12 protein-coding genes are annotated in these 12,573 nt (G+C 61.9%); all 12 read right to left on the bottom strand.

The window, feature by feature from the left end:
- Positions 1-95 precede the first annotated feature (95 nt).
- The gene (dnaJ, locus tag WCT10_00545; GenBank protein MFA6603311.1) at positions 96-1,217 is read right to left on the bottom strand and encodes a molecular chaperone DnaJ; all 1,122 of its coding nucleotides are present in this window, start codon (positions 1,215-1,217) and stop codon (positions 96-98) included.
- Between the two features lie 94 nt (positions 1,218-1,311).
- Positions 1,312-1,596, bottom strand: a complete 285-nt coding sequence (locus tag WCT10_00540) for a DUF3467 domain-containing protein (protein MFA6603310.1) — start codon at positions 1,594-1,596, stop codon at positions 1,312-1,314.
- 137 nt (positions 1,597-1,733) lie between these two features.
- Positions 1,734-3,659 carry a molecular chaperone DnaK gene (gene dnaK, locus WCT10_00535; protein MFA6603309.1) on the bottom strand — a complete coding sequence of 642 codons (1,926 nt, stop codon included), beginning with the start codon at positions 3,657-3,659 and terminating at the stop codon, positions 1,734-1,736.
- Positions 3,660-3,707: 48 nt separating this feature from the next.
- On the bottom strand, positions 3,708-4,235 hold the full coding sequence (locus tag WCT10_00530; protein MFA6603308.1) for a nucleotide exchange factor GrpE: 528 nt from the start codon (positions 4,233-4,235) through the stop codon (positions 3,708-3,710).
- A 5-nt stretch (positions 4,236-4,240) separates the two neighbouring features.
- Complete coding sequence (locus WCT10_00525; protein MFA6603307.1) at positions 4,241-4,954, bottom strand: DeoR family transcriptional regulator; 714 nt, start codon at positions 4,952-4,954, stop codon at positions 4,241-4,243.
- 290 nt (positions 4,955-5,244) lie between these two features.
- Positions 5,245-6,528 carry a hypothetical protein gene (locus WCT10_00520; protein MFA6603306.1) on the bottom strand — a complete coding sequence of 428 codons (1,284 nt, stop codon included), beginning with the start codon at positions 6,526-6,528 and terminating at the stop codon, positions 5,245-5,247.
- Positions 6,529-6,850: 322 nt separating this feature from the next.
- The gene (locus WCT10_00515) at positions 6,851-9,631 is read right to left on the bottom strand and encodes an ATP-dependent Clp protease ATP-binding subunit (protein MFA6603305.1); all 2,781 of its coding nucleotides are present in this window, start codon (positions 9,629-9,631) and stop codon (positions 6,851-6,853) included.
- Positions 9,628-10,017 (bottom strand): hypothetical protein, encoded by a 390-nt coding sequence (locus WCT10_00510; protein MFA6603304.1) that lies wholly within the window; start codon positions 10,015-10,017, stop codon positions 9,628-9,630. Before WCT10_00510 ends, WCT10_00515 begins: the two co-directional genes overlap by 4 nt.
- A 97-nt stretch (positions 10,018-10,114) precedes the next feature.
- Positions 10,115-10,468: a hypothetical protein gene (locus WCT10_00505; protein ID MFA6603303.1), complete on the bottom strand. Its 354-nt coding sequence runs from the start codon at positions 10,466-10,468 to the stop codon at positions 10,115-10,117.
- A gap of 5 nt (positions 10,469-10,473) precedes the next feature.
- Positions 10,474-11,382 (bottom strand): 16S rRNA (cytosine(1402)-N(4))-methyltransferase RsmH, encoded by a 909-nt coding sequence (rsmH, locus tag WCT10_00500; protein ID MFA6603302.1) that lies wholly within the window; start codon positions 11,380-11,382, stop codon positions 10,474-10,476.
- 16 nt (positions 11,383-11,398) lie between these two features.
- Positions 11,399-11,830: a division/cell wall cluster transcriptional repressor MraZ gene (gene mraZ / locus WCT10_00495; protein MFA6603301.1), complete on the bottom strand. Its 432-nt coding sequence runs from the start codon at positions 11,828-11,830 to the stop codon at positions 11,399-11,401.
- A 273-nt stretch (positions 11,831-12,103) separates the two neighbouring features.
- The gene (locus WCT10_00490; protein ID MFA6603300.1) at positions 12,104-12,565 is read right to left on the bottom strand and encodes a hypothetical protein; all 462 of its coding nucleotides are present in this window, start codon (positions 12,563-12,565) and stop codon (positions 12,104-12,106) included.
- Positions 12,566-12,573 lie beyond the last annotated feature (8 nt).

Below are 12,573 nucleotides of genomic sequence, written 5' to 3'. Positions count from 1 at the left end.
TCTGAATTATACCATCTCCAGGCAGCCTTGGCTATACCGAAAAGCGGGCTGACGCCCGCCTTATTTGCCGTCGTTGCCGCTCGCGACGCGCGCACTTACAGATCCTCCCACTTTTCCAGCAGCCGGCGCTGTTCGCGGGTGAGCTTTTTGGGGATAGCGACCGTGACAGTGACCAGATGGTCGCCGCGACCGGAGCGGCGCAACAGCGGGACGCCCTTGCCGCGCAGGCGGAATTCCTGGCCCGGCTGGGTGCCGGCCGGAAGTTTCAGTTCGACCTCGCCGTCCACGGTCTCGACGCTGACCGCGCCGCCGAGCGCGGCCTGGGCGATCGTGGCCTCGAAGCGGCTGCGGATGTCGGCGCCGTCGCGGGTGAAGCGAGGATCGGCGGCGACGCGCAGGTTGAGATAGAGATCGCCGGAGCGCGCGCCACGCTTGCCAGGTTCGCCCTCGCCGGTAACGCGCATCACCTCGCCGTCCGAGACGCCGGCCGGGATCCTGACACTGAGTTTCTTCACGCCTTTGACGATGCCGTCGCCGCCGCACTGGCGGCAGGCTTTCTCCGGCGCGCGACCGGCGCCGCGGCACTTGGGGCAGGTCACGGCGCTCTGGAAGTTGCCGAGAATGGTCCGTTGAACGGTCATGATCTGGCCGGAACCGCCGCACTGGCTGCAATCCACGACCTTGCTCCCCGGCTCCGCACCGGAACCATTGCAAGTATCGCAGGGCAGATGCTTGTAGACCTCGAGGTCGCGCTCGGCGCCGAAGACGGCTTCGAGGAAAGTGAGGCTCAGATCCATCTCGATGTGCCGGCCGCGGGATTCACGGCGGGTGCGGGTGTGGCTGCCTCCGCCCGCGGCGCCGCCGAAGATGTCGCCGAAAATGTCGCCGAGGCCGCCCATGCCACCGGCGTCGCCGAAATCGAACTTGATGCCGCCGGGGCCGCCGAAGCCCTGGGAGAAATCGAAACCGCCGAAGCCGCCCGGTCCCCCGCCGGCCGCGCCGGCCTTGTAGGCCTCGTGGCCGAACTGGTCGTACTTGGCGCGCTTGTCCTTGTCGGAAAGCGTCTGGTAGGCCTCGTTATACTCCTTGAATTTCTCGGCGTTGCCGCCCGGCTTGTCCGGGTGCCACTGGTGCGCGTGTTTGCGAAAAGCGCGCTTGATGTCTTCTTCAGAAGCGTCTTTGCCGACCCCTAGAGTTTCGTAGTAGTCCTTGGACATGGGCTTGGAGTGTAGGAGCGCGGGAGTGCGGGAGTGATGGAGCTCTTAAGAAGTTTGGGCCTCAGCGCTCCAGTACCCCCCCCCACTTCAGCACTTACTTCTTCGTATTGAATCCGACCTCTTCCTCACTAGTCGTGCCTTTCGCGACCTGGGCGAGCGCGGTCTTGAGTTCGCCGAACTTGGCCTCGTAATCGGCCAGCTGTTTCTGCAGGAGCAGCATCAGCCGCTTGGCGTGCTTGGGCGACAACATATACAGCCGCGCCGGTCCGCCCGACATCATAAGCAACTGGAACTGCTCCTCGTCGTAATTGACGATCGTGTTCATGAGCGCATGCGCGTGGCCGTCAATCGGGATTTGTTGTGGTTGGGGGTCGGACATAACAAGTTAGTGATCAAATTAATGAGCTGTTTAATCAGAGGTGTCCGGTGACACGGGCCGAGCCAGAAGGCGGCTTCGGTGCCAGGCACCCGCGGGGAGCCAGGCACCTCGCCGCGCTATGACCTGCCTGCGGCAGATCACTTCTTCTCCGTGAACTCGGCGTCGATGGGGCCTTGTTTGTCATCCTTCTTCGGCGGCTCCCCGGCTCCCGGTTGCGCGCCCGGCGCGGCGCCGGCGGCACCCGCGGCCTTCGCGGCCTCGGCTTCTTTCTGATACATCTCCCCGCCGACCTTGGTGGCGACGTTCGTCAGTTCGTCGGCGGCTTTCTTGATGGCTTCCTTATCAGTGCCGTCCTTCACTTTCTTCAAAGCCTCGACTTTCTCCTCGACCGACTTCTTATCGGCCTCCGGGATCTTGGCGCCGTACTCCTTGAGCATCTTCTCGGTCGTGTAGATCATCGTCTCGGCGTTGTTCTTGAGTTCGACCAGCTCCTTCTTGGCCTTGTCCTCTTCGGCGTGGAGCTCGGCCTCCTTCTTCATCCGCTCGATCTCGTCCTTCGAGAGGCCGGTCGAGGCGGTGATGACGATCTTCTGTTCGCGCTTCGTGGCTTTGTCCGAAGCTTTGACGGACAGGATGCCGTTCGCATCAATATCGAAAGCGACCTCGACCTGCGGAATGCCGCGTGGCGCGGGCGGGATACCATCGAGGATGAAGCGGCCGAGCGTCTTGTTGTCGGCGGAGAAATCGCGCTCGCCCTGCAGCACGTGGATCTCGACCGAACTCTGGCTGTCAGCCGCGGTCGAGAAGACCTGCGACTTCGAGGTCGGGATGGTGGTGTTGCGATCAATGAGTTTGGTCATGACGCCGCCCAAGGTCTCGATGCCCAAGGACAACGGCGTGACGTCGAGCAAGAGCACGTCGCGGACCTCGCCCTGCAGCACGCCGGCCTGGACAGCCGCGCCCAAAGCGACGACCTCGTCCGGATTCACGCTAACGTTCGCCTTGCGGCCAAAGAATTTCTCGACGGTCTGGATGACGAGCGGCATGCGCGTCATACCGCCGACGAGCACGACTTCCGACAGATCACCGACCGCGAGCTTGGCGTCGGCGAGCGCTTTCTTGCACGGCTCCAGCGTCTTCTCCACGAGGTCGCCCACGAGCTCCTCGAGCTTGGCGCGGGAAAGCTTGATCATCAGATGTTTCGGGCCGGCGGCGTCAGAGGTGATGAACGGCTGGTTGATCTCGGTATCCATGGCGGTCGACAGCTCGATCTTGGCCTTCTCGACGGCCTCCTTGATGCGCTGGACCGCGAGCACGTCCTTCGAGAGGTCGATGCCCTCGGACTTGCGGAACTCGTCGATGACCCATTTGATGAGGCGCTGGTCGAAGTCGTCGCCGCCGAGATGAGTGTCGCCATTCGTGGACTTCACCTCGACCGTGTCCTCGTTGATCTCGAGCACGGAGACGTCGAAAGTGCCGCCGCCGAGATCGTAGATGGCGATCTTGCCGCCCTTCTTCTTGTCGAAGCCGTAAGCGAGCGCCGCGGCGGTCGGCTCGTTGATGATGCGTCTGACGTTCAGGCCCGCGATCTCGCCCGCGACTTTGGTCGCCTGGCGCTGGGCATCGTCGAAGTAGGCCGGCACGGTGATGACGGCTTCAGTGATCTTCTCGCCGGTCTTCTCTTCGGCGTCGGCTTTCATCTTCTGGAGCACCATGGCGGAGATCTCCTGCGGCGTGTGTTCCTTGCCGCCCATCATGACCTTCACGCCGTCGCCGGCCTGGGTGATGCGGAACGGCAAAAGTTTGGCCTCATGCTGAGTCTCGGGGTCGGTCCAGCGGCGGCCGATGAGGCGCTTGATGGAATACAGGGTATTCTCCGGATTCACGACCGACTGGCGCTTGGCGAGCTGGCCCACGAGGCGTTCGCCGGTCTTGGTGATGGCGACGACCGACGGCGTGGTGCGGGCGCCTTCCTTGTTTTCCACGACCTTGGGCTGACCGCCTTCGATGATGGCCATGCAGGAGTTCGTCGTTCCGAGATCGATACCGAGGATCTTTGGCATATTGATGATGGATCGTTAGTGGTGGCTATGGGGAAATTTTCATTATTATCATTCCGCGACGATGACCTTGGCCGCGCGCAGGACGCGATCGTGGAGCCGGTAGCCGGTCTCGAGCACTTCGACGACCTGGCCCGAGGCGACCCCTTCCTGTCGGCGCGTCATCATGGCTTCATGGAGCGCCGGATCGAACTCGGCTCCCGCGGCTTCGATCGCCGTGACGCCGGCTTTCTTCATGACTGTCTCGAGCTGCTGTCGGATCCGGTCCACGCCGCCGACCCACTGCTGGAGTTGCGCGACGTCCGGCGGTCCGCCATCAGCGCCGGTCGGCAGCCCTGCGGCCGCCTTGCGGAAACTGTCGAGCACGGGCAGGAGTTCGGCGACGAGCGAGCCACAGGCGAACTTCGTGAACTCCTCGCGCATGCGTTCCATGTCTTTCTTCAGATTCGCGTAGTCGGCGTTGGCGCGCTTCCAGCCGGCGAGATTGTCGACGGCTTCGGCGCGGGCCGATGTCAGCTCTTGGCTATCATCGGCTGCTGACGGCTCCGAAGCGGCGTGTGGTTGCTGTTGCTCTTCCATAGATATTATTTTTTGGACAAAAGATCGCGGATGAAATTCGCGAGCGCCACGTTGGCGTCGTAATCCATACGCTGGGCGCCGACGATGCCGAACAGCCCCTCGCCCGCCTCCGGCGATTCGAGTTTAGTGAGGACGCAGCTCAGCCGGTCGCCGAAAGGATTCTCGCGGCCGATGAGCACCGAGACGCCGGACGAGAGCCGACCGGTCGCTTCGGCGACGACATCGTCGATATCATCGATGACCTTGGAGAATGCGACCGGCAGATCGCCGTCGCGCGATTCCGGTTTCTGGAACAGGTTCGAAAGGCCGCAGAGATAGGTCCGGTCGGGACCGAAACTCAAGAGCACCGCCTCGTCGGTGAAGCCGGAAACGGTCCGCGTGAATTTGCGCACGGCCTGCTCGAAACTCTGTTCGAGCTCACGCACAGCCTCGACCATGAGCTGTTGCTCGTTCTTGGGCACGCCGCCGCGGCCGACGAATTCCTGGACGTAATAACGGTAACCGCGCTCGGTCGGCACGCGGCCGGCGGAAGTGTGCGGCTGTTCAAGCAAGCCCGCCTGCTCCAGTTCGGCGAGGTCGTTACGGATCGTGGCCGGCGAGACGCCGAGATGGTATTTCACGACGATCGTCGAAGAGCCGACCGGTTCGGCCGATTCCACGTACTCGCGCACCACGGCGCGGAAGACCCTTTTTTTGCGCTTGTCCGCCTGATCTGGCATAGGCTCGCCGAGTTAGCACTCGATACCTCTGAGTGCTAATCAGGATATATCGGGGCGGGAAAGGTGTCAATAAGAGGAGTTGGGAGTCAGGGAGAGACGGAGTGCGGGAGTACAGGAGTGCTGAAGTGCAGGAGTACAGGAGTACAGGAGTGCTGGAGTACAGGAGTGCTGGAGTGGTGATACTCCCCCACTTCGTCTCTCCCTGACTTCGTCTCTATAAAAAAATCGGGCGCGTCCAGAGAGGAACGCGCCCGAAAGCCTATCTTATCTTACTGACCGCTGTTGCCGGCCTACTTGCTGCCGGACAAAGCCTTGATCGTCAGATCAACGATCTCGTCTTCCGTGAGAGCGACTGCAGCCGCGCGCGGATTAGCCCGGAAGGCGTTCCCGAAAGCGGTGCGATACTCCGCAAGATACATCGCTTGAACCTCGGCATTCTGGCTGTTCGTGAACATCAGATGTCCGGTGTTGCCGAGCTGGTCCTGCTGCGCCTCATCAAGCTTCACGCCCTTGCGCACCAGGTCGAGGCGGCGGATGGCTGCGGCGACCTTGCCGAGCTCGATGCCCTTGGTCGAAACCAGGAACCGGCCAGGACCGTAAAACTGGATGGTGACGTCAGCCTTCGGACGCTCGCCGATCTGCCGATACGGCCGGCCGCGATGTCCCTGCGACTCGTTGCCGAAGCGAGTGACCGCTCCGAAGCGCGACGAATCGGAGGACCCGTAGACGATCGCGATCTGGCGGCAGACCGTCGCGCCTTCGACCTCTTTGCTGTAGGCCGTGCGCACGATCTTGGTCCGCTTCAGATAATCCCGAGCACCGAGATCCCACTCTTTCTCCATGGCGTCGAGACCGGCCTCGACCTCCTCGCGGAACTCAACCGACTCTTTCTCGGCCGCCGAGGTGTCGAACCCGCCAGCTTCGCCGAACGCGAGGTCGGAAAACGCGCCGTGCACGATCTCGTCGGCCAGAAACAACTGCCGAACTTCCGCCATCGGAATGTCGCGATCCCCGTTGAGATGCTTCTCGACGAGCAGACGCCCGATGCTGCAAAAAGCAGTGTTGGCCAATGCGACCACATACTCGGGATAGCCGAAGTACATCAGGTTCCAGCCCAGCACGACGTTGCGCAGGTGGCGCGGCGTATGCGGTGTCTGGCTCTGGCGATACTTCTGGTCGCGGACGATGTCCTGACCACTGAGATCGTTCTGCGAGATGACGCTCACGATCGGCAGGAGTTCCGGACGGTTCTTGTCGATCTCGGCGTAATGCACGAGGAGATCGAGCGAACTCATCGAATTCCGGAGAAGGCTCTGCTTGCCGTGCTGGTCAAGCAGACCGCCGCCGCAATCCAGGAACAGGTAGCCACGAGCCTCGAGCTCTTCGACCGTGAGATCCATCTCGGTCTTGGACCAATCGTCGGCCGAGAGCGGACCCGCCGGGATGAACTTCAGTGCGGGGCAGTCCTCGACATCGAGGCGCTCGCGCACGCGTTCGTCGCTGCGGATCAGGTGGATCATGAACAGGACTTCGAGATCAGGACTCAGATGCGCTACCAAAGTATGCTTCTTCATCGGACGCTCCTTGGGCCAAAAAGCCCCGCCGGTCTACCGGCGCTCGGTTTTCGGGACAACACGCACCATGCGCGCTGTCCGGCTGTTATCACTATCTTTCAAAGATCATTCAACAAGCTTTGAGCTTGAAGAACTAGATAAAATAGCATAAAAGAGGCGTTTTGTCAATCCCGGCGGGAGTTCCAGAGTCAGGGAGAGACGGAGTCAGTGGAAATATAAAATTTGGCCGAAACATGGTAAAAAACGGCGGCTGGAGGCCTCCGTTTTATCGTTCATATACGATCGCTCCGTCTCTTCGTCACTCCCTGACTCCGTCACTTACTCACAACCTCGCCGCTTTCTCCACCCGGATCGCGCCGTCTTTATCCAAAATGATGCGATCGCGGCGGCCGAGCTTGCCAGCAAGCAAAGCTTCGGCGATGACGTTGTCCACCTTGTCCTGAATGACGCGACGGAGCGGCCGCGCACCGAAGACCGGATCGAAACCGGCGGCAGCCAGATCCTTGACCGCGGCGTCCGTAACCTCGAGGGCGATCCCCTTTTCATTCAGCCGCTTCGCGACCTTGGCGAGCATCAGCCGCGCGATCTGTTCAATCTCCGGCTGCGAGAGGGGCGAGAAGACGATGATGTCGTCGAAACGATTCAGGAACTCCGGCCGGAAATAGGTCTTGAGTTCGCGGCTGATCAGACCTTCTTTCACGGCCGCCACGGCCGTGCCGCGGCGCAGCTCGTCCTGGAGATACTGGGCGCCGGCGTTCGAAGTGGCGATCAAAATGACGTTGGTGAAATCCACGGTGCGGCCCATGTTGTCCGTGAGCCGGCCGTCGTCCATCACCTGCAGGAAGACGGTCAGGATGTCCGGGTTGGCTTTCTCGATCTCATCGAGCAGGATCAGCGAGAACGGCTGTTTGCGGACCGCCTCGGTGAGGATGCCACCGGCCTGGGCGCCGGCCGGTTCGCCGACGAGCCGGTACAAGGACTGCTTATCCTGGTACTCAGACATGTCGAGCCGGATCATCGCCTCCTCGTTGCCGAAATAGACCTCGGCGAGTGTCTTCGCAAGCTCGGTCTTGCCGACGCCCGTGGGACCCAGGAACAGGAAGTTGGCGATCGGCCGGGTCTGTTCGCGCAGCTCGGCGCGGGCGCGGCGCATGGCCGAAGCCACGGATCGCACGGCCGCCTCCTGGCCGATGATCCGCTCATGCATGCGCGCTTCGAGATTCAGGAGCTTGTGCGATTCTTCCTCGGTCAGGGTCTTGAGCGGGATGTGCGTCTTCTCGGAAATGACGCCGGCGACGTCGTCGCGCCCGACGACCGCGTTCGCGCCGCGCGCGGCTTTGGCCGCGGCCGCGGCCTCGCGGGCCATGAGAATGCCTTTCTCCGGCAGGAACTTATCGTTCAGGTAGCGGTCGGCGAGCGTCACGGCGGCCTCGACGGCGTCATAAGAAAAATAAACGCCGTTCTGATACTCGATGACGCCGATCTTGGCTTCCAGGATCCGGATCGCTTTGTTCACGTCGGTCTCCGGCAGTTCCAATTTCACGAGCGAGCGGCCGAGCGGCGAATTCTCGATCGCGGAAGAATATTCCCGCGGCGTCGCGGTTGTGATGGCGAAGAAATAACCCTTGGCTAATTCGTTCGCGAAGACGCGCGACAGGTCCATGCTGTCGCCGGAACCAGCGGTGATCCCGGTCATGCCGGCCACGTCCGGGACCGCGAGCACGATATTGCCGGCGCGCGCCACTTCGTAGAGCGCGTTCAACAGCCGCTCCTCGGCCTCGGCCGCGCTGGCTCCGGACACGAGCTGCGCCACGTCGAGCCTGAGCAGCCGCCGATCCTGCAGGATCGCGGGGACGTCCTCTTCGACCATCATCTGCGCCAACCCCTGGATCAGAGTCTCCTTGCCGACGCCGGATTCGCCGACGATGACCAGGCTGCGATGACCGCCTTCCATGATCCGGAACATCGCCTCGAACTCCGGGTCGCGATCGATGACCGGCGCGAAATGCCCGTAAGCCGCCGCGAGCGTCAGGTCCCGGCTGATGCTGTCGAGATACGGCGTCGCGACCGCGGTCATGGCGCGGTTCATCGCCGTCTTGGGTTTGTTCTTGGCGGCCGAAGAGAATCGGCGCAGGCGCCGCACGATCAGATCATTGACCCGGATCCAACTCACGACATTATCGATCTTCGCGGCGTCGACGCCCAGATCGAACAGCAATTCCTGCAGCGAGGCGTCGCGGCGGAAGACGGCCAGGAACAATTCGAGCGGGCCGACTTCGGGCTGGTTCTTGTTGAAAGCCTCGGCGTAAGCTTCGAGCAGGCACAGCCGCACGGTCTCGGAAATGACGGTCTGCTGCCGGTCGACCGGTAACTGGCCGAGCATCCGGCTGACCTGATCCTGGAACCTGGCGAAATTCAAGCCGAGCCGGCCGAACATCACGGAGACCTTCACGGTCGAAAGCAGAGCGCCGAACACATGAACCGGCCGCACTTCGGCGTGGCCGAGCCGGCGCGCCAGCAAAAAGGCCGCGTCAACCGCCTGGCCCGCCTCGCGGCTGTAGGCCCGGGCGACGTCGATCCGATCGGCGCGCCGCAGTTTCGCGACGCGATCCCAGTCCCAGGACGACGCCAGCAGGATCGCTTCCGGCTCGACGGCGGCGCGGCCGGGCCGGGCGCGTTCGCGCTTCCGAACCTGTCCGCGCTTGGCGGCCGCCGCGACGCGGCGATAATACAGCAGGCAAGCGCACAAAGCGCCGGTCCAAAAACCGAGAAGATGCCGATGCGGCAACTCCCAGAAATACCAAGTGAACCAATCCGCGGGCTGGCTGAGACGCGCGAGCCACAACAACAGGACCAGGCCGCCGAGCGCGGTCAGACCCAGAAGAAGATCAAAAGCGAGATCGAGCGCGCCGCGCAATTTCGCCAGCCTGATCGTGAAACCGTCCACGCGGCGGCCCCAATACAGGAACAGGCCGGCGTGCGGCAGGCCGGATCCGAGACCGCGGCAGGCCGGACAAGGCCGGAGGCCGTCCGAAGCCCGGCCGGAGCAGCGCGGGCAGACCAGTAAGTCGGAAACCTCGATGGTTTTCTTTTCAGCGCTCATGGTTTGGCGTCTTTGATCAGGCCGACGATCTGGATCCCCAGTCCGTAAACGATGACCGCGGGGATCGCGAGCCAGAGCAGGAACAACGCGGCCATGATCGCGCTCAGGATCGCCAGGACCGCGGAATAAAAAATGATCATCACGAGCCGTATGAAGAAACTGATGATCCGGCTGGCGAAATCGTACTGGCCGTACATCGGCCGGAACAGGTTCTTGAGCCACACCCGCACCCCGAAAGACCTCGCGAAGCCGCCGACGACGCCGGCCGCATGACGCGCCATCCTCCAAGCGCCGGCGGTGTACCACCAGACCGGAAAATAAAGCAGCGACGCGACCGCGTCGACCGCCAGGATCCGGATCGCTAGCAAGGCATTGGAGACGACCATAGTGAGCTTTACTTATTTAATATTATAACAAAAAAACGCCCGGTTTTGAACCGGCGTCGGCTGACTGGCTGCTTGGCCGCTGGCTGATGACTAATGGCTACTGGCTATTTAAGGCGACAGCGCCGGCCGCGCCATTCAGATATTCGACCTTCGAAACCGGAACGAAACCGAGTTCGAGCACCTGGCTCTCGATATTGCCCATGGTCTGGCGGCCAAGGATCTCGAAATCGAGCCGCTTGCGCTGTTCCTCCAGATCGGCGATGCGGCGCTCGATGGCGCCGAGGCGGAAACCGTAGGCTGCGGATTGGTTGTTGAGGGCCAGATAACCGACGAACAGGGAAACGACGGCGGCGAAGATGACGATGTTCATGACCCGGAAGTTACCGAACCAGAAGGGCCAGCCGCTCAGGGCCGTCTGTGCCGTTCTCTGGTTGTAACGATGGTCGGTCATAACCGTCAGATCTTGATAGCAAGGCGTAGTTTGGCGCTCCGCGCGCGCGGGTTGGCCGCTTCTTCCTCCGGTCCGGGCGTGATGGGTTTCTTGGTCAGGATCTCCCAGGTTCCGGCCCGCTCCCCTTCGGCGAAGAATTGTTTGGCGATCCGGTCTTCGAGAGAATGAAAAGAGATCACAGCGAGCCGCCCGCCGGGAGCGAGCCGCCGATCGAAGACCTCGAGCGCGGTCTTCAGGTTGCCGAGTTCGTCGTTCACGGCGATCCGCAGGGCCTGGAACGTGCGCGTGGCGAAATGCAGCCGGCCGCGCCGGTAGTCGCCCGGAACCGCCGAGGCGATGACCTCGACGAGTTCGAACGTGCCCACCAGATGCTTGCGCCGCCGCGCGGCCACGATAGCCTGGGCGATGCGCCGAGCGTAGCGTTCTTCGCCGTACCGCACGAAGATCTCGGCCAGTTCGTCCGCGCTCCAGCCGTTGACGATGGCCGCGGCCGTCAGCTCATCGCGATCGTCGAACCGCATGTCGAGCGGCCCGTCGAAGCGGAAGCTGAACCCGCGCGTTGGATCGTCGATCGCCAGGGACGAAAAACCCAGATCGAGAAGCGCCGCGTGAACCGGCCCGAAGTCACGGGAGAGGAGGACCCGCTCGGCGTTCCTGTAGTTCTCGCGGACAAGCATGGCGCGCGAACCGAAACGTTCGAGATGTCTCCGGGCCGCTTCAAGCGCCGCTTCGTCAAGATCGAATCCCAGCAGCCTGCCGCCGGGCGACGTCCTCTCGAGGACCGCCGCGGCATGACCGCCGGCTCCGACCGTGCAATCGACGACATTATCGCCGGCTTGAAGCCTTAAACCTTCAATCGTCTCTTTCAAAAGAACGGGAACGTGCCTCTGAACCGAATCATCCGCCGCGACCATAACGCGCCCGCGGCGATCAGACGCTGATACCGCCGAGCCGCTCGGCGATCTCGTTGGAATTCTTCTCCGTCTCGGTCTGATACTTCGTCCAAGCGGCCTTGTCCCAGATCTCCAGGCGATCGTAGAGCCCGGTGATCACGGTGTCCTTGGCGAGACCGGCGAAACGGCGAAGATATTCCGGCAGGATCACCCGCCCCTGAGCATCCAGTTCGGCATCCATGGCGCCGCCGAGGATCTGGCGGGAGAAAGCGCGGTTATCGGCCTGGCTGAACGGCAGGCTCGCGACCTTCGCGGCCAGCTTCTTCCATTCGGCGAGCGAGTACACAAAAAGGCAGCTATCAAGCCCCTTGGTCACGACCGCGCCTTTGCGAAGTTCAGCGCGAAATTTGACCGGAATGGCCAGCCGCCCTTTTTCATCGATAGTGTGCTGATATTCGCCGATGAACATGGTTTTGGATTTTTGTGCAGCAGCCGTGCTTAAAAGTTTTTATCCACAGCTGCTTTTATTCCTTCTTATCCCCACTTATCCCCACTTTAAACCACCTTAGTTCTAGTATACACCAATATTCCCCACGCAACCAGATGAGGAGTCGAGGTTGTGGAAATCCTTAAATCCCGAAGCGCAAGGTAAAGACTATTGAAAAATAGCTAAAATAAATACAGAGGCCGGACAGCCTCCGCATCAGCGAATATTCAGGATTTTATCTCTCCCCCGCTCCGTTCACCTTCCCGCTCCCGCGACCCAAAACCATGACGCCGCCGCGACAAGAAATTGCAGCGCGAGGCCGGCGGCGGTCGGAATTTTTTTCTTGATGATCCCGTGCGCCAACCCGTGCCAATCTTGAAATGGCCCGAACAGGCGGCGCTGGAAAGTCTTTTCCAGACCCCACATGAAATCCGGCACCGTGGCGCCGACGGCTCCGGCCAGGATCGTCCAGTCAAAACCGCGCGCGACAAAAACGATCGCGAGAATCGCGGCGACGAGCAGGAAATCCACGCCAGCTAAAAAAACGAAACGTCTGATCCCGTCGCGGGCCGTGGCCCAGCGACCGAGGCTCTCATCGCCGTGCGGCACGGCGTCAGCAAGATAATGCGTGAGCCAGCCGAGAAAAAAAGCCGGCAGCGGCGAACCGGTCAGTGGCGCGACAGCGGCGCCGATCGCGGCATGGGCGATGAGAAACATACAGGCGC

The sequence above is a fragment of the Patescibacteria group bacterium genome, from assembly GCA_041667185.1.
In the GTDB taxonomy this organism is placed as follows: domain Bacteria; phylum Patescibacteriota; class Patescibacteriia; order SG8-24; family SG8-24; genus JBAYFM01.
Note: the sequence above shows the minus strand (reverse complement) of the source record. Positions and strands in the feature narration are given on the sequence as shown.

What these genes read in the sequence shown, in the direction of transcription:
- WCT10_00540 (MFA6603310.1), bottom strand. Translation starts at nt 1,596, where the DNA reads ATGTCCGACCCCCAACCACAACAAATCCCGATTGACGGCCACGCGCAT.
- WCT10_00520 (MFA6603306.1), bottom strand. Translation starts at nt 6,528, where the DNA reads ATGAAGAAGCATACTTTGGTAGCGCATCTGAGTCCTGATCTCGAAGTC.
- WCT10_00505 (MFA6603303.1), bottom strand. Translation starts at nt 10,468, where the DNA reads ATGACCGACCATCGTTACAACCAGAGAACGGCACAGACGGCCCTGAGC.
- WCT10_00510 (MFA6603304.1), bottom strand. Translation starts at nt 10,017, where the DNA reads ATGGTCGTCTCCAATGCCTTGCTAGCGATCCGGATCCTGGCGGTCGAC.
- dnaJ (MFA6603311.1), bottom strand. Translation starts at nt 1,217, where the DNA reads ATGTCCAAGGACTACTACGAAACTCTAGGGGTCGGCAAAGACGCTTCT.
- WCT10_00525 (MFA6603307.1), bottom strand. Translation starts at nt 4,954, where the DNA reads ATGCCAGATCAGGCGGACAAGCGCAAAAAAAGGGTCTTCCGCGCCGTG.
- dnaK (MFA6603309.1), bottom strand. Translation starts at nt 3,659, where the DNA reads ATGCCAAAGATCCTCGGTATCGATCTCGGAACGACGAACTCCTGCATG.
- WCT10_00530 (MFA6603308.1), bottom strand. Translation starts at nt 4,235, where the DNA reads ATGGAAGAGCAACAGCAACCACACGCCGCTTCGGAGCCGTCAGCAGCC.
- rsmH (MFA6603302.1), bottom strand. Translation starts at nt 11,382, where the DNA reads ATGGTCGCGGCGGATGATTCGGTTCAGAGGCACGTTCCCGTTCTTTTG.
- mraZ (MFA6603301.1), bottom strand. Translation starts at nt 11,830, where the DNA reads ATGTTCATCGGCGAATATCAGCACACTATCGATGAAAAAGGGCGGCTG.
- WCT10_00515 (MFA6603305.1), bottom strand. Translation starts at nt 9,631, where the DNA reads ATGAGCGCTGAAAAGAAAACCATCGAGGTTTCCGACTTACTGGTCTGC.
- WCT10_00490 (MFA6603300.1), bottom strand. Translation starts at nt 12,565, where the DNA reads ATGTTTCTCATCGCCCATGCCGCGATCGGCGCCGCTGTCGCGCCACTG.